Annotated in this window: 29 protein-coding genes; 27 read left to right on the top strand and 2 right to left on the bottom strand. The window is 31.2% G+C overall.

The window, feature by feature from the left end:
- Window positions 1–11: 11 nt before the first annotated feature.
- The 3 genes from ppk2 (NZD85_RS04525) (at window position 12) to rplS (ending at window position 2,117) form a co-directional block, all read left to right on the top strand.
- Window positions 12–830 (top strand): polyphosphate kinase 2, encoded by an 819-nt coding sequence (gene ppk2, locus NZD85_RS04525; protein WP_260543708.1) that lies wholly within the window; start codon window positions 12–14, stop codon window positions 828–830.
- Between the two features lie 17 nt (window positions 831–847).
- Entirely contained in the window at window positions 848–1,651 is an 804-nt protein-coding gene (gene ppk2, locus NZD85_RS04520) for a polyphosphate kinase 2 (protein WP_260543706.1), read from the top strand.
- Between the two features lie 115 nt (window positions 1,652–1,766).
- Complete coding sequence (rplS, locus tag NZD85_RS04515; RefSeq protein ID WP_171623070.1) at window positions 1,767–2,117, top strand: 50S ribosomal protein L19; 351 nt, start codon at window positions 1,767–1,769, stop codon at window positions 2,115–2,117.
- Between the two features lie 60 nt (window positions 2,118–2,177).
- Here the strand turns inward: rplS and NZD85_RS04510 are convergent, their stop codons facing one another.
- Together NZD85_RS04510 and NZD85_RS04505 are read right to left on the bottom strand one after the other, a co-directional pair.
- The gene (locus tag NZD85_RS04510) at window positions 2,178–3,044 is read right to left on the bottom strand and encodes a cupin-like domain-containing protein (protein ID WP_260543701.1); all 867 of its coding nucleotides are present in this window, start codon (window positions 3,042–3,044) and stop codon (window positions 2,178–2,180) included.
- 84 nt (window positions 3,045–3,128) lie between these two features.
- Window positions 3,129–4,373 carry an NAD(P)/FAD-dependent oxidoreductase gene (locus tag NZD85_RS04505; protein WP_260544549.1) on the bottom strand — a complete coding sequence of 415 codons (1,245 nt, stop codon included), beginning with the start codon at window positions 4,371–4,373 and terminating at the stop codon, window positions 3,129–3,131.
- An 86-nt stretch (window positions 4,374–4,459) separates the two neighbouring features.
- On the opposite strand from NZD85_RS04505, the gene NZD85_RS04500 reads away from it, so the two are divergent.
- The 24 genes from NZD85_RS04500 (at window position 4,460) to NZD85_RS04385 (ending at window position 22,893) form a co-directional block, all read left to right on the top strand.
- Window positions 4,460–5,974 (top strand): HAL/PAL/TAL family ammonia-lyase, encoded by a 1,515-nt coding sequence (locus tag NZD85_RS04500; protein WP_260543700.1) that lies wholly within the window; start codon window positions 4,460–4,462, stop codon window positions 5,972–5,974.
- Window positions 5,975–5,977: 3 nt separating this feature from the next.
- The gene (gene fabG / locus NZD85_RS04495) at window positions 5,978–6,709 is read left to right on the top strand and encodes a 3-oxoacyl-ACP reductase FabG (protein WP_225539280.1); all 732 of its coding nucleotides are present in this window, start codon (window positions 5,978–5,980) and stop codon (window positions 6,707–6,709) included.
- Window positions 6,710–6,714: 5 nt separating this feature from the next.
- Window positions 6,715–7,941, top strand: coding sequence for a beta-ketoacyl-[acyl-carrier-protein] synthase family protein (locus NZD85_RS04490; RefSeq protein WP_171623074.1), 1,227 nt, complete (start codon window positions 6,715–6,717; stop codon window positions 7,939–7,941).
- 3 nt (window positions 7,942–7,944) lie between these two features.
- On the top strand, window positions 7,945–8,193 hold the full coding sequence (locus NZD85_RS04485; protein ID WP_171623075.1) for a phosphopantetheine-binding protein: 249 nt from the start codon (window positions 7,945–7,947) through the stop codon (window positions 8,191–8,193).
- A gap of 5 nt (window positions 8,194–8,198) precedes the next feature.
- The gene (locus tag NZD85_RS04480; protein ID WP_225539279.1) at window positions 8,199–9,068 is read left to right on the top strand and encodes an LpxL/LpxP family acyltransferase; all 870 of its coding nucleotides are present in this window, start codon (window positions 8,199–8,201) and stop codon (window positions 9,066–9,068) included.
- A gap of 53 nt (window positions 9,069–9,121) precedes the next feature.
- A complete protein-coding gene (locus NZD85_RS04475) occupies window positions 9,122–10,030 on the top strand; it encodes a dialkylrecorsinol condensing enzyme DarA (RefSeq protein ID WP_260543697.1) in 909 nt (302 codons plus the stop codon).
- A 1-nt stretch (window position 10,031) separates the two neighbouring features.
- Window positions 10,032–11,171 (top strand): beta-ketoacyl-ACP synthase III, encoded by a 1,140-nt coding sequence (locus NZD85_RS04470; protein WP_260543695.1) that lies wholly within the window; start codon window positions 10,032–10,034, stop codon window positions 11,169–11,171.
- A complete protein-coding gene (locus tag NZD85_RS04465; RefSeq protein ID WP_260543694.1) occupies window positions 11,172–11,612 on the top strand; it encodes a hypothetical protein in 441 nt (146 codons plus the stop codon). It begins immediately after the preceding gene.
- 3 nt (window positions 11,613–11,615) lie between these two features.
- Window positions 11,616–12,071 carry a hypothetical protein gene (locus NZD85_RS04460; RefSeq protein ID WP_171623080.1) on the top strand — a complete coding sequence of 152 codons (456 nt, stop codon included), beginning with the start codon at window positions 11,616–11,618 and terminating at the stop codon, window positions 12,069–12,071.
- Entirely contained in the window at window positions 12,068–12,472 is a 405-nt protein-coding gene (locus NZD85_RS04455) for a hypothetical protein (protein WP_260543693.1), read from the top strand. Before NZD85_RS04460 ends, NZD85_RS04455 begins: the two co-directional genes overlap by 4 nt.
- Entirely contained in the window at window positions 12,456–13,457 is a 1,002-nt protein-coding gene (locus NZD85_RS04450; protein WP_171623082.1) for a BtrH N-terminal domain-containing protein, read from the top strand. The genes NZD85_RS04455 and NZD85_RS04450 overlap by 17 nt, the downstream gene beginning before the upstream one ends.
- Window positions 13,458–13,459: 2 nt before the next feature.
- Window positions 13,460–14,185, top strand: coding sequence for an ABC transporter ATP-binding protein (locus tag NZD85_RS04445; protein WP_260543689.1), 726 nt, complete (start codon window positions 13,460–13,462; stop codon window positions 14,183–14,185).
- A gap of 1 nt (window position 14,186) precedes the next feature.
- On the top strand, window positions 14,187–15,464 hold the full coding sequence (locus tag NZD85_RS04440) for an ABC transporter permease (protein ID WP_260543688.1): 1,278 nt from the start codon (window positions 14,187–14,189) through the stop codon (window positions 15,462–15,464).
- A complete protein-coding gene (locus NZD85_RS04435; RefSeq protein ID WP_171623085.1) occupies window positions 15,439–15,876 on the top strand; it encodes an acyl-CoA thioesterase in 438 nt (145 codons plus the stop codon). Before NZD85_RS04440 ends, NZD85_RS04435 begins: the two co-directional genes overlap by 26 nt.
- On the top strand, window positions 15,849–16,997 hold the full coding sequence (locus tag NZD85_RS04430) for a beta-ketoacyl synthase N-terminal-like domain-containing protein (protein WP_260543687.1): 1,149 nt from the start codon (window positions 15,849–15,851) through the stop codon (window positions 16,995–16,997). The genes NZD85_RS04435 and NZD85_RS04430 overlap by 28 nt, the downstream gene beginning before the upstream one ends.
- Window positions 16,990–17,529: a 3-oxoacyl-ACP synthase gene (locus NZD85_RS04425; protein WP_260543686.1), complete on the top strand. Its 540-nt coding sequence runs from the start codon at window positions 16,990–16,992 to the stop codon at window positions 17,527–17,529. Before NZD85_RS04430 ends, NZD85_RS04425 begins: the two co-directional genes overlap by 8 nt.
- 27 nt (window positions 17,530–17,556) lie before the next feature.
- On the top strand, window positions 17,557–17,814 hold the full coding sequence (locus tag NZD85_RS04420) for a phosphopantetheine-binding protein (RefSeq protein ID WP_171623088.1): 258 nt from the start codon (window positions 17,557–17,559) through the stop codon (window positions 17,812–17,814).
- On the top strand, window positions 17,814–19,010 hold the full coding sequence (locus NZD85_RS04415) for a beta-ketoacyl-[acyl-carrier-protein] synthase family protein (RefSeq protein WP_260543684.1): 1,197 nt from the start codon (window positions 17,814–17,816) through the stop codon (window positions 19,008–19,010). Before NZD85_RS04420 ends, NZD85_RS04415 begins: the two co-directional genes overlap by 1 nt.
- Window positions 19,007–19,996, top strand: coding sequence for a beta-ketoacyl-[acyl-carrier-protein] synthase family protein (locus NZD85_RS04410; RefSeq protein ID WP_188319846.1), 990 nt, complete (start codon window positions 19,007–19,009; stop codon window positions 19,994–19,996). The genes NZD85_RS04415 and NZD85_RS04410 overlap by 4 nt, the downstream gene beginning before the upstream one ends.
- 71 nt (window positions 19,997–20,067) lie before the next feature.
- Window positions 20,068–20,766 carry a polysaccharide deacetylase family protein gene (locus tag NZD85_RS04405; protein ID WP_260543683.1) on the top strand — a complete coding sequence of 233 codons (699 nt, stop codon included), beginning with the start codon at window positions 20,068–20,070 and terminating at the stop codon, window positions 20,764–20,766.
- Complete coding sequence (locus NZD85_RS04400; protein ID WP_317619461.1) at window positions 20,756–21,382, top strand: outer membrane lipoprotein carrier protein LolA; 627 nt, start codon at window positions 20,756–20,758, stop codon at window positions 21,380–21,382. The genes NZD85_RS04405 and NZD85_RS04400 overlap by 11 nt, the downstream gene beginning before the upstream one ends.
- Window positions 21,360–21,983: a hypothetical protein gene (locus NZD85_RS04395; protein ID WP_260543682.1), complete on the top strand. Its 624-nt coding sequence runs from the start codon at window positions 21,360–21,362 to the stop codon at window positions 21,981–21,983. The genes NZD85_RS04400 and NZD85_RS04395 overlap by 23 nt, the downstream gene beginning before the upstream one ends.
- A gap of 56 nt (window positions 21,984–22,039) precedes the next feature.
- Window positions 22,040–22,411 carry a 3-hydroxyacyl-ACP dehydratase gene (locus NZD85_RS04390; protein WP_225539270.1) on the top strand — a complete coding sequence of 124 codons (372 nt, stop codon included), beginning with the start codon at window positions 22,040–22,042 and terminating at the stop codon, window positions 22,409–22,411.
- Window positions 22,411–22,893 carry a hypothetical protein gene (locus tag NZD85_RS04385; RefSeq protein ID WP_260543679.1) on the top strand — a complete coding sequence of 161 codons (483 nt, stop codon included), beginning with the start codon at window positions 22,411–22,413 and terminating at the stop codon, window positions 22,891–22,893. Before NZD85_RS04390 ends, NZD85_RS04385 begins: the two co-directional genes overlap by 1 nt.

The raw sequence follows: 22,893 nt of genomic DNA, 5'->3' as shown, positions 1-22,893 counted from the left end.
ATGTTGATAAAATGGAATTAAAACCGAAGGATTTAAAATTAATCGAAACAAAAAAAGGACTTGTTGGATTATTGCAGTCAGATCATGACCAATTAAATTTTGCAAAAGCATTGCGTACCGTAAAATATGAAAAACGAATCGAAGAGTTACAAGAGGAATTGATTAAACTTCAAACTTGGGTGGCAAATCACAAGAAAAAAGTGGTGATTGTTTTCGAAGGTAGAGATGCAGCAGGAAAAGGTGGTGCTATACGTCGAATTGTGGAACATCTAAATCCTCGAGAACATCGTATTGTCGCTTTACCAAAACCGAATGAAGTTGAAAGTGGACAATGGTATTTTCAGCGTTATGTTCGTCAATTACCACGCGAAGGAGAAATTGTTTTTTATGATAGAAGTTGGTATAATAGAGCTGTAGTAGAGCCAGTTAACGGGTTTTGTACACAAGATGAATACGCAACTTTTATGAATGAAGTAAATGATGTGGAGAAAATGTGGATTAATTCTGGGATTTATCTAATCAAGATTTATTTTTCCATTACAAAAGAACAACAAATGAAACGTTTTAACGATATTGTTAACTCTCCTATTAAGCGTTGGAAGTATAGTTCTGTTGATCAAAAAGCACAAGATTTGTTCGAAGTTTATTCTGAATATAAAGATAAAATGTTTGAATTAACCCATACAAAAATAGCACCTTGGAAAATAATTGATGCCAATAAAAAATATAAAGCAAGGGTTGAAGCAATGGAATATATTTTGTCTAAAATACCTTATGATGATAAAAATAAACGCATTTTGAAACATCAAAATTTAGAAGTTGAAATGTAGTCTTTAAACCTAATACTATGGCAGAATTTGATTTAAGTGATTTAGAGAAAATAAATAATAAACAAGAAATCATTGATTTTTTAGTTGAACATGATATCATTAAAGAAAAGAAATTCAAAGAACAATTAGCTTACGAAAAAGAGTTAAAGCAACTTCAAGAAAAACTATTGAAAATACAAACCAAAGTTATTCAAGAAGATAAACGAGTTTTAATTATTTTCGAAGGTCGAGATGCAGCAGGAAAAGGTGGTACAATTTCTCGTATTACCGAATTTCTAAATCCTAAAAAATATCGTGTAGAAGCTTTACCAAAACCGACAGAAATAGAAGTGGGACAATGGTACTTTCAGCGATACTTTAAAGAATTGCCAAATGCAGGAGAAATTGTTTTTTTTGATCGTTCGTGGTACAATCGAGCGGTAGTTGAGCCAGTTTTCGGATTTTGTACAGAAGAACAATACAATCGATTCTTGAAACAAGTAAGTGAAATAGAACAACTTTTACAAGAAGACGGAATTATTTTGATTAAAATTTTTCTTTCTATTTCGAAAGATGAGCAAGCAGAACGTTTGCAGGAACGAAAAGAAAATGAGATGAAACAATGGAAGTTAGGAGCATTGGATCAAAAAGCACAAGAGTTATGGGAGGTTTATACCAATTATATTGATAAAATGTTTCAAGAAACTGGAACAAAAGATTCGCCTTGGATAGAAATTGAGACAGATGACAAAAAATCGGCACGAATTGTTGCGATGAAATCTATAATTGCGCAATTAAACAATCAAGTTTATACACACGAATTAATAAAATATCACAAATAAAATTAAGAGAATCATTTGTATAATCAAGATTTTTGATTAATTTTGCACCCACATTGTTCAACCTCTGACGAAGGACGTTTAAGTTGCTCAATTTAAATAAATTGAAATTATTAAAATGGAAAATTTAGTAAAATACGTACAAGAGAAATACGTAGCTAAAAAAGAGTTCCCAGCTTTCGCAGCAGGTGATACTATTACAGTTTATCAAGAAATTACAGAGGGTGGAAAAACTCGTGTTCAGTTCTTTAAAGGGGTTGTTATCCAAAGAAGAGGACAAGGAACTACAGAAACTTTCACTATCCGTAAAATGTCTGGAGATGTAGGTGTAGAGCGTATCTTCCCAGTAAACATGCCAGCATTACAAAAAATTGAAGTGAACAAAAGAGGTAAAGTTCGTAGAGCTCGTATCTTCTACTTCAGAGCATTACGTGGTAAAAAAGCTCGTATCAAAGACGCTTCTTACTAATAAGTACTTTTTTAGAAGAAATAAAATCCGTTCGATTATTCGATCGGATTTTTTTATTGGTTAATTTTTAATATTATAAAAACGGTGACTTTTCTTGATTGCCCATTTTTCTTTAAAATGAATCCATTTGATTTGAAATATTTTGCGCATGATTTTATCAGTGTAACGCATAATAAAAACATGATAAACGGTATTCAAGACTTGAAAAAATTCATTCGGAAAAGCACGCAATGACATCGAAAAACCAGCTTCCAAATAACGGTTATAATGCCAATAACCACGCGGAATAAATAAAGCATCGCCGTGATTCATTACAAAATCAAATCCTTTGGCGTGTTTCATGGCTGGAAATTTTTCATAATCAGGGTGATCGTAATCTATTTCGTAAATCGTATGAACCGAAAGGGGAACTTTGTACAATGCTTTTGATTGTTGAGGTTCGAATAATAAAATGCGTTTGTCGCCTTGAAATTGAAAATGAATAAAATCCGTCATGTCTACATCATAATGCATCAAAACTTTTGCCTCACTTCCGCCGAAGAATAAAGTAGGTAATCGTTCAAAATATTTTAACCCAAGGTCTGGATAAGTAAAATTGTTAAGTAATTCAGGAATTTTATCTTTAATAATAAAAAAGAAAATTCTTAAGTCAGAAGGTTGCTTTTTTATTAAATCAACATATTCGTTAAATTTCATGTGTGTGGCAGGTGTATCCGAACTTTTTGTTGCATCAGCGGGTTTACTATCGTACAAAGGAACAATTTGTTCACCAGCTTTTTCTTTGATATAATCAAGATTCCATTTATCAAAATCCTTCCAATCTTTAGCGTAACCTTTTAATAACAAAGGTTTTCTTTTTTTGAGATAATTTTTTATAAATTCTTCTTTCGATATCGATTCTACCGTATCAATTGTCTGAAATTGCATGTATTTGTAGTATTGGATTACTCAAAAATAGAGAAACTAATTGAATTTGAAATAAAAAAAATCGACAGATTGTCGACTTCATTATTATTCTTTTTCGTTTACCATTCGGATCAAATAGGCCATATTTCGAATCACACTACTGTGTTTTTTGACAAAAGGATTCTCTTTATTCCAAACATATCCAGCTAAAACGGCACAAATTTTTTCTTTAACATCAGGATTTTCGGGTTGATAAAAAAATAGTTCTTGCAAATTCCCAGTATACCATTCCTGAACATAAGTGGTAAAAACATCAATGCCTTCTTTCATGTAATCTTCATACTCAGTTTGCCAATCAACTATTTCGTTGTTTATTTCTTTAATGGCTAATTTCGCAGCTTTCAAACCACTTTCTGTGGCAAAACAAACTCCTGAAGAGAAAACAGGGTCTAAAAATTCGGTACTATTTCCTGTTAGAACGTAACCATCTCCATACATTTTTGTAACAGCTGCCGAATAATTTTTCAACCATTTAGGTTCAAACTCAAACGGTAAATCACCAAATCGATTGACATAAAAATCAGACTTTTTAATTGCATTTTGTAAAGCCTCAACAGTACTTTGATTGGTTGATAATTGATTGATATAATCTGTTGGGCCAACAATTCCAACACTCGTTTTACCGTTTGAAAATGGAATCACCCATAACCAAACTTTTGTTTCGATGATATCAAAAGAGATCTGCGTTCCTTCTTGTCCTTGAGGTCGACGTGCATCATCTATATGTGTAAAAATAGCCGAATGAGGATTTAATTTTGAGGGGCTATCCATGTTTAATAATCGGGGTAAAACACGACCATATCCACTTGCGTCAATTAAAAATTTAGCGTTAATTTGATAAGTTTCACCGTTTTGTTTTTTTACAGTTGTGATTGATCTTTTCTGTTCAAATTGTACATCAATAACTTCTTCATTAAAACGTAAATCAGCACCTTTGTCAATAATTGCATTCGCAAGAGTCATGTCAAAATCAGCACGAGGAACTTGCCAGGTCCAATCTTGACCTTTACCAAATTTTTTACTGAAGTCGAAAACACAAATTTGTTCATCACGAATAAATCTTGCTCCAGCTTTTACTTCAAAATTTTGTTGATCCAAATAAGGCAATAAACCCGCTTCTTCGAAATGATCCATTGAACGAGGAATTAAACTTTCGCCAACAACAATTCGTGGAAATTGCGTTTTTTCTAACACAATTACATTGACGTTGTGCTTTTTCAAATAGGCTGCAGCAACAGATCCCGAAGGACCTGCACCGATGATTAAAACATCTGTATTTTCAATCATGATTTTTTGTATAGTTTTTTAATTATTTTTGCAATTGATTGAGGAAACAAGTAACCAAAAATCGCTAAATATTTTACCTAATCAATAACATGACAAAATTAACAATTGACACTATAGAAAACATACTTTTTGCAAATAAAAAATTAGTGCTGGATAAATCAACACTTAAGCGAGTGGAGAATAGTTTTAATTTTCTGAAAGAGTTTTCAACAAATAAAATAATTTATGGCGTAAATACAGGTTTTGGTCCAATGGCTCAATATCGTATTGAGGAAGAAGATACAATTCAACTTCAATATAATTTAATCAGAAGCCACTGTACAGGAATAGGAGAACCATTGACGTTAGATCAAACAAAAGCAGCAATTATTGCGCGTTTAAATACGTTGTCTCTTGGTTTTTCAGGAATTCATCCATCGGTCTTGTTGTTGATGCAAGAGTTGGTGAATCGTGATATTTTACCGGTTATTTATCAACATGGTAGCGTAGGAGCCAGTGGAGATTTAGTTCAGTTAGCACATTTAGCATTAGCTTTAATCGGTGAAGGGGAAGTATTTTATAAAGGAGAAATCAAATCAACGAAAGAAGTTTTTGAGATTGAAAATCTTCAGCCAATAGAAGTTCATATTCGCGAAGGTTTGTCTATTATGAATGGGACTTCGGTTATGACAGGTATCGGAATGGTAAATTTGATTAAAGTAGATCAATTGATTAATCTTTCGATTACGTTGAGTTCGATGATGAATGAGATTGTTCAATCTTTTGATGACCATTATTCAAAACCATTAAATGAAGCTAAACAACATATAGGACAGCGAGTTGTTGCGAATAAAATGACCGACTTTTTGAATGATAGTCAATTGGTTAAAAAACGAGAAAATGAATTGTACCAAGAACGTAAAGAGAAAATTTTCCAAGAAAAAGTACAAGAATATTATTCGTTACGTTGTGTTCCGCAAATTTTAGGTCCAATTTACGATACATGGAATGCTGCAAAAGAAGTAATAGAAAACGAGATTAATTCGGCAAGTGACAATCCAATTATTGATGTAGAAAATCAAACGGTTCATCACGGAGGTAATTTTCATGGCGATTATGTTTCGTTAGAGTTAGATAAATTGAAATTAGCTGTCACGCGTTTATCGATGCTTAGTGAGCGTCAATTAAATTATTTAGTGAATCCAAAAATTAATGATATTCTACCACCTTTTGTGAATTTAGGAACACTTGGTTTTAACTTTGGTTTACAAGCAGCGCAGTTTACAGCTACGTCTACAACGGCAGAAAATCAAACACTTTCTACGTCGATGTATGTGCATAGTATTCCAAATAATAACGATAATCAAGATATTGTGAGCATGGGAACGAATGCCGCTACAATTTGTGCAAAAGTGATTGATAATACGTTTGAGGTATTGACAGTTCAAAGTTTAGCTGTAACACAAGCGATAGAATGTCTACAAATACAAGATAAATTGTCATCAAAAGGGAAAGCATTTTATGATTCAATTCGTAAAATTGTTCCTGCATTTAAGGAAGATGAGGTGATTTATCCTTATCTTAAGGAAGTTAAAAATTATTTACTAAATAATAAAGTAAAATAAAGCATGAAATGTGCAATAGTAACAGGTGGTTCGCGTGGAATAGGAAAAGCAATTTGTTTAAAAATTGCCGAAGACCATGAGTATCATCTTTTAATCAATTATAATTCGAATGAAGCTGCTGCGTTAGAGACTTTAAGAGAAGTGGAAAGGTTAGGAGGTTCAGGTGAAATTTTGAAATTTGATGTAGCTGATACTAATCAAACCCAACAAGTTTTGACAGATTGGTCAGAAAAAAATTCAGATGCAATTGTAGAAGTAATTGTTAACAATGCTGGAATAACAAAAGACAATTTGTTTATGTGGATTTCGCAAGATGATTGGTCGAATGTGATTAATACAAGTTTAAATGGTTTTTATAACGTGACGCATTTCTTTATCAATCCATTGTTAAGAAATAGATTTGGTCGAATTGTGAATATTGTTTCTGTTTCTGGATTGAAAGGAACGCCAGGACAAACGAATTATTCAGCAGCGAAAGCAGCAGTTATTGGTGCTACAAAAGCCTTAGCACAGGAAATTGCCAAACGCAATGTGACAGTAAATGCTGTTGCGCCAGGTTTTATCGAAACCGATATGACAGATGAATTGGATCAAAAGGAATTAAAAAAAATAATTCCAGCCAATCGTTTTGGAAAAGCCGAAGAAGTAGCTGATTTGGTAAGTTTCTTGGTTTCTAAAAAATCGAGTTATATTACAGGTGAAGTAATCAATATAAATGGAGGAATTTATTCTTAGCTAAAATGAGTCAAAGAGTCGTAATAACAGGAATGGGAATTTATTCTTGTTTAGGAACATCATTAGAAGAAGTAACCGAATCTTTGCGTCAAGGAAAATCAGGGATTATTTTTGATGAAGAACGTAAAGAATTTGGATTCAAATCCGCATTAACAGGAATGGTTCCTCATGCTGATTTGAAACCTTTTTTAAATCGTCGTCAACGAATTACAGTTGGCCAAGAAACAGAGTTTGCGTATATGGCAACTTTAGAAGCCTTGAAGAATGCTGGTTTGACGGAAGAGTATGTGAAATCAAATGAAGTTGGCATTATTTACGGAAACGATAGCGTTTCGAAAGCAATTATTGATGCTATTGATATTGTTCGGGAGAAAAAAGACACAGAATTAATAGGTTCTGGTGCTATTTTTAAATCAATGAATTCTACTGTAACCATGAATCTTGCAACAATTTTCGAATTGACAGGAATTAACATGACCATTAGTGCTGCTTGTGCAAGCGGTTCTCATTCTGTTGGTTTGGGTTTTATGATGATCAAAGATGGTTTGCAAGACATGATTATATGCGGTGGAGCGCAAGAAATAAATAAATATGCTATGGCAAGCTTTGATGGGTTAGGTGTTTTTTCAGCCAATGAAAAGCATCCAGAAAAAGCATGCCGTCCTTTTGATAAAAATCGTGATGGATTAGTACCAAGTGGAGGAGGGGCAACGTTGATTTTAGAGAGTTATGAATCGGCTATAAAACGTGGTGCTCCAATTATAGCTGAGGTTTTGGGTTATGGTTTTTCATCAAATGGGGGGCATATTTCTACACCTAATGTAGATGGGCCTGCGATAGCAATGAATAGAGCGTTAAAACAAGCAAATCTATCGGCTGATGAAATTCAATATATCAATGCTCATGCGACTTCTACACCAGTTGGTGATGCGAATGAAGCAAAAGCAATCGATCAAGTTTTTGGGAAAACGAGACCTTATGTTAGTTCGACAAAATCGATGACAGGACATGAATGTTGGATGGCGGGAGCAAGTGAAATTATATATTCTAACTTAATGATGATGAATAATTTTATTGCGCCTAATATTAATTTCGAAGATGCAGATGAAGATTCAGCTAAATTAAACATTGTTAAAGAAACCTTAAATAAAGAATTTGATGTATATTTGTCAAATTCTTTTGGATTCGGTGGAACGAATTCTGCCCTTGTAATTAAAAAAATTAATTCCTAAAAAATGGTGAAAAGTCAAATCGCTGAAAAATTAAACGCTATCTTAATTGATGAATTTGAAGTTGATCCTTCTGTGATTTCAGAAGAAAAAAATATCAAAGAATCATTAGATTTAGATAGTTTAGACTATGTCGATTTAGTGGTAATCATTGAATCTAATTTTGGTGTTAAATTAGTAAAAGAAGATTTTCAAAGTATGATTACTTTTGAAGACTTTTATACAATTGTAGAACAAAAGTTAGAGAACAAATAACAAATATGAAACAATGGGATGGTCGTTCTAAAGGAACGGTCCTTGGTTACAAAATATTTGTCAATGTGATGAAAAAGCTCGGAATTAAGGCTGCTTACTCAGTCTTAATTTTTGTAGCTTTTTATTATTTTATAACAGCTGTCGATAGCAATAAATCAATCTACAATTACTTTCGTTATCGTCTAAAATTTTCCATTTTCAAATCAATTTTAAGCGTTTATAAAAGTTATTATACGTTTGGTCAAACATTAATTGATAAAACAGCAATTAATGCAGGTTTACGTAATAAATTTACGTACGAATTTGATGGGATTGAATTGTTGAAAAATTTGTTAGATCAAAAACAAGGAGGAATTTTAATCAGCGCACATGTTGGAAATTTCGAAGTTGCAGAACATTTTTTTGCTGACATCGATTTAGATTGTCAAATAAATTTGGTAACGACAGATTTAGAACGAAACGTCATCAAAGAATATTTGGAAAGTATTTCCATGAAACCTTCGGTGAAATTTATCTTAATTCAAGAGGATTTATCACATATTTTCGAAATTAACAATGCGCTTAGCCGAAATGAATTGATTTGTTTTACAGGTGATCGTTATTTCGAAGGAAATAAGACCATGTCAGAAGTTCTTCTTGGCAAAGAAGCTAATTTCCCTGCAGGACCATTTTCTATTGCTTCTCGATTGAAAGTGCCCGTTGCTTTCGTGTATGTCATGAAAGAAAAAAATCTACATTATCATCTATATGCTCGTCAAGCGAATTTCAAACATCGTGATGCAAACGCTCTATTGAAGGAGTTTTGTACGAATTTAGAAATCATTCTAAAAAAATATCCTTATCAATGGTTCAATTATTTCGATTTTTGGAAGTAAATTACACAACATTATGAATTTTCAAACCACTAAAAAAAATAATCTTTTACAAAATGACAAACATATTAGTTGTCTATTATTCGCAGTCAGGACAATTGAAAGAGATTGTAAAGCAAACAACTTATGATTTAAATAAAAGCCAAGATATTAGTTTAACGACCTATAACATAAAAATGGAGGAGGAGTTTCCTTTTCCGTGGGATTTTTATTCTTTTTTTAATGCTTTTCCTGACAGCTTTCTTCAAAAAAAGAAGAACATTAAACCAATTCCATCCGAAATCTTACATCAAAAATATGATTTGATTTTATTGTATTATCAAGTTTGGTTTTTATCACCTTCCATTCCAATTAACTCTTTTTTAAGAGATTCGCAATCGCAAAAACTTTTAGAACATACTAAAATAATTACGATTAGTGGCTCGCGAAATATGTGGTTTTTAGCACAGGAAAAAATCAAGGTAATTTTGAAAGAACAAAAAGCGAAATTGGTCGGAAATATTGCGTTAGTAGATCATACACCAAATTTAATAAGTGCAATGACGATTGTAAATTGGATGTTTTCAGGAGTTAAAAAACGAATGTTTAATTTGTTGCCTTTGCCAGGAATTAATGAAAAAACAATACAAGAAAGTAGAAGATTTGGTGAAATTATTCTAAATTCAATCCAAAATAATAGTTATTCAGATTTACAAGAAAAATTAGTACAAGCTCATGCTGTTGAGGTAAAACCTTTTTTGGTTTCTGTAGATAAAAAGGGAAACCGAATGTTTAAAGTTTGGTCAAAAATGATTGATTCTAAGCAAGGTAAACAGCGAGAAAAGTTCTTAAAATTCTTTTATTATTATTTAATTGTGGCTATTTGGATAATATCTCCGATAGTAAATTTGTTATATATTATATTTTATCCGTTTAATTATTTTAAATACAAAAAACAGGTAAAATATTATCAAGGAATAAAATAATATGCAACACGTATATATCACCAAAACTTCTAAGTTTTTGCCAAATCAACCAGTTTCAAACGAAGAAATGGAAGATTTTTTAGGAAAGATTAATCAAATTCCGTCAAAAGCAAGAAGAATTGTTTTAAGAAATAATGGAATCAAAACACGTTATTATGCACTTGATGAATCAGGGAATATAACGCATTCTAATGCTGAATTGACAATGAAAGCAATCGTCAATTTGTTGGATGATCGATTTACACAAAACGATATTGAGGTATTGTCTTGTGGAACTTCTACACCCGATTTGCTATTACCTTCTCATGCAGCAATGGTACATGGTTTATTGCAAAATAATGTTTCAGTCGAATTAAATTCTTCTTCTGGTGTTTGTAATTCGGGAATGAATGCGTTAAAATTTGGATATCTTTCAGTGAAATCGGGTAATTCTAAAAATGCAATTTGTTCTGGATCGGAACGAGTTTCGACATGGATGAAAGCAGAAAAATTTGAACATGAAGTTGAAAATTTGAAAGAATTAGAAGAACAACCTATTATCGCGTTCAAAAAAGACTTTTTACGTTGGATGTTGTCTGATGGTGCAGGTGCTTTTTTATTAGAAAATACACCAAATGAAGATACTATTTCACTAAAAATAGAGTGGATGGAATCTTATTCTTACGCACACGAATTAGAAACCTGTATGTATGCAGGTGGTGATAAATTACCAAGTGGAGAAATGAAACCTTGGAGCGATTATTCTTCGGAAGATTGGCTAAAAAAATCGGTTTTTTCATTGAAACAAGATGTCAAAGTTTTAAACGACAATATTTTAATCAAAGGTGTGGAAAGCATGAAAGCTGCAATGGATAAACATCAATTATCATCAGATCAGATCGATTATTTATTGCCACATGTATCTTCTAATTATTTTGTTCAAGGATTATATGATGAATTTTGTAAGAAAGGTATCACAATTCCGCTTGAAAAATGGTTTATGAATTTGAGTAAAGTTGGAAATGTTGGCTCGGCTTCTATTTTTTTAATGCTTGATGAACTTTTTCAGAAAGGAAATCTTATAAAAGGAAATCGTATCATGCTTTGTGTACCAGAAAGTGGACGTTTTTCTTATTCGTATGCCTATTTAACTGTCGTGTAAATGAGTGCAATACAATTACCTAATCACTCGATAGAGTTTATCAAATTATTGATTCCACAACGCGAACCAATGATAATGGTTGATGCTATTTTTGATTTTGAAGAAGGAAAAGTAGTTGGTGGTTTATCGGTACAAAATGATTCAATTTTTGTGAGTAATAATGAATTAAAAGAACCAGGAGTGTTAGAACATATGGCGCAAACAGTAGCGTTGTATACAGGATATCAATTTTATATTCGAAATGAATCAGCACCAACAGGATATATCGGGTCGATGAAGTCAATACAGATTAATCGTTTGCCTAAAGTTAATGAAAATTTAGTAACAACAGCCGTTATTTTACACGAAGTGATGGGGGTGACTTTGGTATCAATCGAAACAAAGATTGAAGAAGAGGTAATTGCAAAAGGAGAGATGAAAACAGTGATTGCAGAAACATAATTTATGAAAGTAAATCAACAAATTGATATTCAACAATACCTTCCACATCGTGAGCCAATGCTTTTTGTGGATACGATTTCTTGGTTAGAAAAAACGTATGTTGAAGCATTATTTACGATAAAACCAACTCAACTATTTATTCAGAACGAATATTTTACTGAAGTCGGTTTGCTCGAAAATATGGCGCAAGTTTGCTCAACGATTATAGGTCAAAATTATTTTGTCAATTTTGCTGATCTTCATAAAGGGGATGTAACTGGTTTTATTAGTACGATAAAACGAGCTGAAATCTTGAAATTACCAAAAATTAATCAAACAATAACAACAAAATCAACATTGTTAGAAGTTTATGATTATGATGAATTTACAATTAGTTTAATGCAGGCAATAGTTGTACTTGACGAAGAGATTATTGCAACAGCTACGATGAATTTGATGCTTCAAAACCATAAAAAATGAAACAATCAGAAGTACCACAAGATAAAGGACATTTAAAAGATTTTAATGAAGTATATTACGCGATTGATGATCAAGGCGAGTTTTCTCAAACGTTGAGTACGGGTTGGGAAGCGAAGAATCTTGTTCAGTCCGAAACATTAAAAATATTAGATGAGCGTACAGAGCAAGCAAGACAACAAGTGATTGAAGGAAAAGCAAGTCCAATATTATATTTCATGGAATTGAAACGTATGGATTGGGATATCCTTTCTAATTATGTTGGAATTTGGAAATTTTTTGTCAAACGACATTCAAAGCCAACTGTTTTCGCAAAACTAAAAGAATCAACACTAAAAAAATATGCCGAAGCTTTTGAAATTTCGGTTGATGAATTAAAAAACTTTAATGGAAACCCTAACTGATTTTAAACATTTTCAATCTGCACATTGCGAGAACGGTGTTGCTTCTAATTTGTTAAAAAATAAAGGAATTGATATTTCAGAACCAATGATTTTTGGAATTGGTTCGGGACTATTCTTTGTCTTCTTGCCATTTCTTAAAGTGAATCATGCGCCTGCTATTAGTTATCGTCCAATGCCTGGAATGATCTTTAATCGTGCAGCAAAAAATCTTGGAATAAAGGTTAAACGTCATAAATTTCGTTCTACAAAGTCTGCTCAAACCTTTTTAGATCAACAACTATTAGCTAATCGTCCATGTGGTTTGCAGGTTGGTGTATACAATTTAACTTATTTTCCCGAAGAATATAAATTCCATTTCAATGGACATAATTTGGTTGTTTTTGGTAAACAAGATCAAACTTATTTAATTAGTGATCCTGTGATGCAAGAAACAACAAAATTGACAGAAAATGAATTAGAAAAAGTTCGTTTTTCGAAAGGAGTTTTAGCTCCAAAAGGCCATTTGTATTATCCTGAATATATTCCAGAACATATAGATTATCAGAAAGCGATTACAAAAGGAATAAAAAAAACGTGTCGCGAAATGTTAGCGCCAGTACCAATTGTTGGTGTTAAAGGTATACGAATGGTTGCAAAAAGAATTAAAAAAATGCCAAAGAAAATTGGAAATGCAAAAACCAATTATTTCTTGGCTCAAATGATTCGTATGCAAGAAGAAATCGGAACTGGTGGTGGAGGTTTTCGTTATATTTATGCGGCTTTTTTACAAGAGGCTGCACAAAAAATAAACCAACCACATCTGAATGATTTTGCCTTAGAAATTTCTGAAATAGGCGATAAATGGCGCGATTTTGCTTTAAATGCTTCAAGAGTATATAAAAAAAGAAACAATGCCCAAGATATTTATGATGTAATTTCTGATCAATTGTTGGAATTAGCAGATTTAGAAGAGTCGTTTTTTAAGCGTTTAAGAAAAGCAATTTAGAGATGATTGAGATTGAAAAATTATATAAAAAATATAAAAATTCGGATGTTTTTGCGTTAGAAGACTTCTCATTAACGATAAAACAAAACGAAATTCATGGTGTTCTTGGTCCAAATGGAGCAGGGAAAACAACATTGATGTCGATACTTTCAGGTTTGATTAAACCCACTTCTGGGAATATTGTGATTCAGAATTTTAATCAGAAAAATGATTTAAAAAAGATTCAAAATATTATTGGAATTGTTCCACAAGAATATGCATTGTATCCAACGTTGACAGCACGAGAAAATTTAGAATTTTTCGGAAAGATTTATAAAGTTCCTTCAAAAGAATTGCATGAAAAGATTTTGCTTTTGACAGAAAAAGTTGGAATGAGTAAATTTTTGGATAGAAAAATTGAATCTTTTTCGGGTGGAATGAAACGCCGTATTAATTTATTGGCAGGCATTCTTCACCAACCAGAAATTCTATTTTTAGATGAGCCAACTGTTGGTGTTGATATTCAGTCCAAAATTGCGTTATTGGATTATTTACAAGAACTTCATCAGCAAGGAATGTCGATCGTTTATACATCGCATCATATGGCAGAAGCGGAAGATTTTTGTACGCAGGTTACTATTATGAATCAAGGAAAATCGATTATAACTGCCCAACCAAAACAATTGATTCAACAAGTAAATGCGTATAATCTTGAAGAAGCATTTGTTCATCTAACTAAATTGTCATGATATGTTGAAACAACTTTTAGCATGTATTAAAAAAGAAATTTTATTGCTGATTCGCGATATTGGTGGGTTGGTGATTCTTTTTATAATGCCTTTGATTTTGGTTGTAACGGTAACTAAAATTCAGAAAAGTACCTACGATTCGTTTGCAGAAGCAACTATTCCAGTACTATTTATTGATCATGATCAGGATAGTATTTCTGCTGTGGTTAAAAAATATATTTCTCAATCGGGCAATTTGAAAATTGTTTCAGAATTAAATGGAAAAAAATTAACAGAAGATGAACTAAAATCAGAGGTGTTCAAAGGGAAATATCAAGTCGGAATTGTTATACCTGAACGATTATCAAAAGATTTGGATTATAAAATCAATCAAAATGTTGAGCAAATTTTAAATGAATTTGCTTTCGATAGTACGGAAGTTAAATACAATCAACAGGTTAGTCCAAAAACGATTAAACTTTATTTTGATCCAGCAACTTCCTTGGCATTTAAGGACAATGTTTCGAATGTATTGGATCAATTAATAACGGACACCGAAAATAAAAGTATTTATAAGGCATTTCAACAAGAAATGGGGTCTGAAGATTTGAGTTTTCAAAATGAAAAATTCATTCATTTTCAAGAAATTGTTCCCGAAGATTCAAAATCAATTTTAAAACCAAACGTGACACAACATAATGTTCCTGCTTGGACATTATTTGCTATATTTTTTATCGTTGTTCCTTTATCTATCAATATTGTAAAAGAAAAAAGTTTAGGAACACACGTACGATTATTAACTAGTCCGATGCCTTATTCAGTTCAAATTATTGGTAAAACAATCACTTATTTAGCCATAAGTTTATTTCAGTTTACAATGATTTTAGGTGTAGCTAAATTCGTTTTTCCATTGATTGATTTACCAAGTTTTAAAACAGATGGTATTTTATTTTCTATTTATGGACTGACTGTTTTTGCGTCTTTAGCCGCAATTGGTTTGGGACTTTTAATTGGAACAATAGCCAAAACACAAGAACAATCTGCTCCATTTGGAGCAACTTTAGTCGTTATTTTAGCAGCGATAGGAGGAGTATGGATTCCTGTTTTTGCAATGTCAGATTTTATGCAACATTTCGCAAAAATCTCACCGATGAATTGGGCGCTAGATGGCTATTATAGTCTTATTCTACGAAATCAGTCATTCATAGAGATTGTACCGAATATTATTTTGTTAATTTTGTTCTATATTATTACCTTGTTTGCCGCATTATATTATGATAGATTCAAAAGAGAAGATTAAAACCTTAGTACATCATTCTAATTTCGCTGTTCGATTTAATGAAACCGACCCGTTGGGAATCGTGTGGCATGGGAATTATATTACATATTTTGAAGATGGAAGAGAAGCTTTTGGCCGTCATTTTGGAATTAGTTACTTGGATATTCAAAAAAGTGGCTTTGTAACGCCGATTATCAAATCAGTTTGCGAGCATAAGTTTCCGTTGAAATATGGAGATAAATGTAGAATAGAAACCACTTTTGTAGATACTTTGGCTGCAAAGATGATTTATAAATTCAAGATTTTTAATCAAGATGAAAAATTAGTTTGTATTGGTGAAACAATTCAAGTATTTTTAGACAACGAAGGAGAATTAATGTTAACATTTCCAGCATTCTTTGAACAATGGAAGAAAAAAGTAGGATTATTGTAATGGAGAAAATTTACATCAATCGTGCGAATATTTTAACGCCTTTCGGTAATACAATTGAAACGAACTGGAATCAATTGTTGGAGGGAAATTCTGCCGTCACTAAAGTTGAATCATTTGGTCATTTAAAACATTTTTATGCAGGAAAAATTAATGAAGAAATTTTCTGTAATTTAAAAGATCAAGTAATTGATAATAAAAAATATACTCGATTAGAATTAATTGGGATTATAGCTCTTCAATCTATTGTTGCGCAAGCGGAAATAAGTTCTCGAACGGGTTTTGTTTTATCCACAACGAAAGGAAATATTAATCATCTTTCACATTCTATAAACGAAGCATCTATTCCAAATTTCGCTAAAAAAATCGCTGATTATTTTGAATTCAAATCAGAACCAATAATCGTATCAAATGCATGTGTATCTGGTGTTTTGGCGGTAAATGTAGCAAAACGTTTCATTGAAATGGATACTTTTGACAATGTATATGTTTTGGCTTTAGATGAATTAACAGATTTTGTTTTAACAGGTTTCAATTCATTTCAAGCAATGGATTTCGAGTTGTGCAAACCTTTTGATCAGGCTCGAAAAGGTGTTAATTTAGGCGAAGCAGCAGCTTGTATTTATCTTTCGAAGAATAAAGAAAAAAATAGTTTTCAAATTTTGGGAGAAGCTTCTATTAATGATGCAAATCACATTTCGGGACCATCACGAACAGGTGAAGGTTTGGTTTTGAGTATCGAGTCGGCGATGAAAGAAGCAAATGTTTCATCAAATGAAATAGATTATATTTCAGCTCATGGAACGGCGACTTTGTATAACGATGAAATGGAATCAATTGCTTTTAATCGTTTGCAAATGAGTAAAACCCCGACCAATAGTCTAAAAGCTTTTTACGGACATACATTGGGTGCGTCTGGATTGTTAGAATTGGTGATTTCGATGAAACAAGCAGAAGAAAATATTATATTGAAAAGTAATAATTTCAAAGAAGTAGGAACTTCAGTTTCTCAAAATATTTTAAAGGAAAATCTTCAAAAAGAAATCAATGTTATTCTAAAAACTTCTTCTGGATTTGGCGGAAGTAATGCTGTAATCATACTTAAAAAAGTTCAAGATGAATAAAGTTGAAATTAAAAAAGAACAAGTTTGGTTGAATGACGAACTTTATTTCGAAGATTCTTCAGGAGATTTTGGGTTATTTTCTAAAAATTTATTTAAATCGTTAGAAATAGATTATCCAAAATTCTATAAAATGGATAATCAAAGTAAATTGGCTTTTTTAGCTGCTGAGATCATTCTAAAAGACGAGAATACATTGAATGAAAATCAAGAAATAGCGTTGGTTTTTGCCAATAGAAATTCAAGTTTAGATTCAGATTTGAAACATCAAAAAAGTATTCAATCGACTGATGAAATTTTTCCAAGTCCAGCTGTATTTGTTTACACATTAGCAAATATTTGTTTAGGAGAAGTCAGTATTCGTCATCATTTGAAAACTGAAAATGCTTTTTTTATTTCATCGAATTTTGATGAAGATCTACTTAAGAAATATGCGAATTTTTTGATTAATAAGAATAAAACAAAAAAAGTTGTGTTGGCTTGGGTTGATTATTTACAAGAAGATTACGAAACAAAAATGTACTTAATAGATTAAAATAATATTAGTTAGAATAAAAACATTATGGAAAATTTAATAAACGATTTAAAAGTGAAAATTATCGAAATTTTAAATCTTGAAGATGTTTCGGTAGAAGAGATTAAAAATGATGACCCTCTATTTGGAGACGGTTTGGGGTTAGATTCTATTGATGCATTAGAATTGATTGTTTTATTGGATAAGGAATATGGAATTAAAATTACTGATCCAAAAGAAGGAAAAACAATCTTTCAATCGGTTAAAATCATGGCTGATTATATCGAAAAAAATAGAACAAAATAATGACAAAAAAAGTTGCTATAACTGGAATAGGAATTATCTCGGCAATTGGTAAGAATGTCGAAGAAAATTTTGATTCATTAATTCATCAAAAACATGGTTTATCGCGCCTTAAAAACGTTGAATCTATTCATCAAAATGAAATTTTTGTGGGTGAAATAAAATTATCTAATGATGAGTTAGCAACTTTTTTAAATTTATCTTCGGACAACAACTTTTCCAGAACAGCAATGCTAGGGCTTGTAGCTGTAAAAGAAGCTTTAAAAAAAGCTAAGATAGAAGATGTAAATGAAGTAAGAACGGGGTTGATTTCCTCTACGAGTGTAGGAGGAATGGATCGAACTGAAAATTATTTTTTAGATTTTGAAAATTTACTTGATCAACAAAAGTATATTATGAGTCATGATGCAGGAGCAACAACGAATCAAATTGCAAACGAGATTGGTTTAAAAGGTTTTGTTTCGACGATTAGTACTGCATGTTCTTCAGCTGCAAATGCGATTATGTATGGTGCTCGTTTGATTAATTCAGGGAAATTGGATCGTGTGATTGTAGGTGGGACTGACGCTTTGTCTAAATTTACAATCAATGGATTTAAAAGTTTAATGATTTTAAGCGACGAGTTTAATCAACCTTTTGATAAAAATCGTAAAGGTTTAAACCTTGGAGAAGCCGCAGCTTATTTGGTTTTAGAATCAGATGAATTAGCTCAAAAATCAAACAAAAAAATCTTTGGTTATTTGATCGGTTCAGGTAATGCCAATGATGCATTTCATCAAACTGCATCTTCTGAAAATGGAGAAGGAGCGTATTTAGCGATGAAAAAAGCATTTGAAACCGCGAATATTCAACCAAAGAATATCGATTATATCAATGTTCATGGTACAGCTACAAACAACAATGATATAACAGAAGGTAGAGCTTTGAAAAGAATCTTTGGAGAAGATGTACCTATTTTTAGTTCAACTAAACCATATACGGGTCATACATTAGCTGCTGCAGCGAGTGTAGAAGCGGTTTTTAGTTTGTTAAGTTTACAACATAGTATCGTTTACCCTAACCTTAATTTTCAATCTCCGATTGAAGAATTGAATATCTTTCCTTCGACAGAAGTTAAGAACAAAGATATTCAATGTGTATTATCAAACTCGTTTGGTTTTGGAGGGAATTGTTCAACTTTAATCTTTTCTAAATCATGAAAGAAGTAGTGGTAAATGGATTAGGTTTCGTAAATGCTCAATTTACAAATGAAATCACAAATGATTTTTTGTTATTAGAAACTTCAATAACGAAAGCGAAATCTCCTTTGTTAAAAGATATTATTTCTTCTGCGATGAGTCGTCGAATGGCTTCTGGAGTTAAAATGGGAATTTATTCTTCTTTAAAAGCATTGAATGATGGAGGAATTGAACATCCAGAAGCGATAATCACTGGAACAGCTTTAGGTTGTTTGGTGGATTCTGAAAAGTTTTTGACGAATATTATTCAAAACAAAGAGGAGTTTTTGACGCCAACTGCTTTTATTCAATCTACACATAATACGGTTGGTTCTCAAATTGCTTTACATCTTGGGTGCAACGCTTACAATTTTACCTATACAAATGGTTTTAATTCCTTTGAGAATGCGTTATTAGATGGTTTTTTACAAGTAGAAAAGGAAGGGATTAATAATGCGTTAATTGGTGGAATTGATGAAATAGGTGTTCGTACTTATGAATTATTGCAATTAGTTGGTGAGATTAAAAATGAGTTTAACCAAGGAGTTAAATACAGTGAAGGTGCACACTTTTGTGTTTTATCTAATCAAAAAAGTGAAAGTTCTTATGCGAAAGTAATAGATGTTCATCTCTTGAATAATTATGAAGATGTAAATGCTGAAATTTTAAAGTTTATTCAATTGAATAATATTGATTTATCCGATATTGATGCGATAATTTCAGGAGATCAAACTTTGCGAATTAATGAGAAGGAATTGATTGAGATATTTGAATACAAAGATTTTATTGGTGAATTTGGAACGTCATCGGCTTTTGGATTTATTTTAGGCTGCAAATTATTACGTCATCAAAGTTTACCTTATCAATTTAAAACCAATAAAATAGTGGCTAAAAGTTATCGAAATGTACTTTTGGTCAATGGTCGGAATGGAAAAGATTTGAGTTTAGTATTGCTTCAATCGATATGAAATTTAAAGTTGCCACCATCTTTTTTATAACTACACTAATTTGTATTTCAATTGGTTGTTTTGCAAAAAGTTTGTCTTTTTTTTATTTGTTTATACCTTTTTTTATTTGGTCGTTATTGACAATTTTTGGTGCTTTTGAAATTCGATTTAATTACTTTTTGAAAGCGTTTCATTCAGCAGGGAAAACCACAGATCGAATAATTTCGTTAACTTTTGATGATGGACCAACAGAATTTACACCAAGAATTCTTGAAATTTTAAAAAAAAATAATGCTAAAGCAACATTTTTTTGTATCGGAAAACAAATCAATCAATCTCCAGAAAATCTTCAAAAAATACATCAATTAGGGCATTTAATAGGAAATCATACTTATCATCATTCGCCTAAAAATGGCTTTTATTCAACTGATAAAATTATACAAGAAATTCTGACTACTAATCAAATTATTGAACAAATTATATCGGTTAAAACAAAGATTTTTAGACCGCCTTTTGGCGTGACAAATCCACATATTGCAAGAGCTTTGCGCAGAACCAAACATCACGTAATAGGTTGGGATGTTCGATCTTTGGATACAGTTATTGATGATGAAAAAAGATTGTTTGATCGAATTACACGACAAATTAAACCAGGTTCAATCGTTTTATTGCATGACACTTCGGATAAAACAGCGAATGTGTTAGCACAATTATTTGTATTTTTACAAAAGGAAAATTATAAAGTAGTTCCTTTAGACGAACTCTTGAAAATTGATGTATATGAAAACTAAAATCTTCATTTTATTTGCATTTTTTCACTTGACAATTTTTGCGCAAGAAAGTAAAATGAGTAATGCTGAAATTGAGAATTTCAAAAAAGATATTGTAACTGATTCTAAAAGAATAAAGACGTTAACGGCTGATTTTACACAATATAAAGTGATGAGTTTTTTAGAAAATCCAATTGTTTCGAAAGGTAAATTGTATCTGCAAAATCCAAGTTCGATGCGTTGGAATTATACGCAACCTATTGATTATAATGTCATTTTTAACCACAATAAAATTTACATTAACGACGAAGGAAAAAAATCGAGTGTTGATTTACAAGGGAATAAAAAGTTTGAAAAACTAAATCAATTGATTGTTGGAAGTGTAAGTGGTAATTTGTTCAATACCAATGATTTTGTTATTACGTATGTTAAAACGGATAAAGCTCGAATAGCAAAATTGCAACCGAAAATAAAAGATGTGATGAAATACATCAAAGAAATTCAGTTGACGTTTTATTCCGGACAATCGACGGTGACAGAAGTGAAATTGATTGAGCCTTCAGACGATTACACCAAAATCTTATTTACGAACAAATCTTTAAATAAAGCAATCAATGCGTCTGTTTTTACTCCTTAGTATTTTGTTTTTAACGTCTTGTGGAACGACATATAAAATAGCCGATATACAAGATAAACAAAAGGTTGAAAAGGAATTTCTTAATCCTTATTTTAGTCAAATTAACAAAGAATACAGTTACCGTTTTAAGATTACGTTTATGAAAAATGAAATGAAAGGTAATTTTGTAGTAAAAAAGCTCGGTTATGATTCGCATCGAGTAGTAATGATGTCTGATTTTGGAAATACATTATTTGATTTATCTATTTCGGAATATAATTACAACTTGAATTATGCCATGCCAGATTTGAATAAAAAAGTAGTTGTGAAAACACTTGCAAATGATTTACAAATGCTTTTTAAAAACGATTTCAAAGTAGATGAATCTATTAAAACAGCAGATTTTGTTGTTTTAAAATCGAAAGAAGTAAGTTTAGTATTCGATGAAAATGAATCAAATTATTTTCAAGAATTAATTCATCTAAAGAACAATAAAATAAAGACATTCAATTGTTTTACGACTAATCAAACAGATTATCCAGAAAAGATTTTAATCAAACACAATCACTTTAACTTAAGTATCGAATTGTCAAAAGTAAATACACAATTAGAGGAAGATTAAACAAACTTAAATTACAATATTTTTTAGATTATATTTGTAAATCAAAACAGTTACAAATGCTTATTCCTAATCTATATACCATCAAAAATTCGGAGAAAATAGATGATGTAAATTTTAAAGTCCAAATTGAACTGAATCCAAATCATGAAGTTTTTGAAGGTCATTTTCCAAATAATCCAATTACTCCAGGCGTTTGCATGATGCAAATTATAAAAGAAATAACAGAAGGTTTTGTTGCTAAAAATCTGTTTTTGTCTAAAGTTTCGAATGTCAAATTTATGGCAACCATAAATCCATTTGTGAATCCAATTTTGGAATTAAATTTGAATGTTGTTTGCGAAAATGATGAAGTAAAAGTTAAAAATACTTCTTTTTTTGAAGCAACAAATGCCTTAAAATTTAGTGCAATTTATAAAGTTTTGGATTAATGAAAATCATATTATCGTTATTATTTTCGGTTTTATTCTTTTTTGGATTAACATTATCCGAATTAAGGACGGATTTTGAAAACGCTTCGAAATCATCTAAAAATGTGACTATTTTATACAATAAATTAAATAATTATTCTGGTGAAAATCAGACAATTATTGCGTACAAAGGAGCTTCTAAAATATTAAAAGCAAGAACGATAAAAGATAAGGAAATAAAAAAACAATTTTTTACAGAAGGCGCTACTTTGATTAATAATTCGATCAAAAAGGATTCAAAAGATGTGGAAAATCGTCTGATTCGATTAATCATTCAAGAAAATATTCCAAAGTTTATTAAATACAATCAAAATATTCAAGAAGATAAAACATTTATTATCGATAATTATAAATCGGCACCTAAAGAAGTTCAAGCATTGATTAAGTCATACGCCAAAAATTACAATACTTTTACAATACAACAGCAGAAAACATTTCATTAA

It is taken from the genome of Empedobacter stercoris, assembly GCF_025244765.1.
Classification (GTDB): Bacteria; Bacteroidota; Bacteroidia; order Flavobacteriales; family Weeksellaceae; genus Empedobacter; species Empedobacter stercoris.
This window is presented reverse-complemented; position numbering and strand designations above follow the sequence as displayed.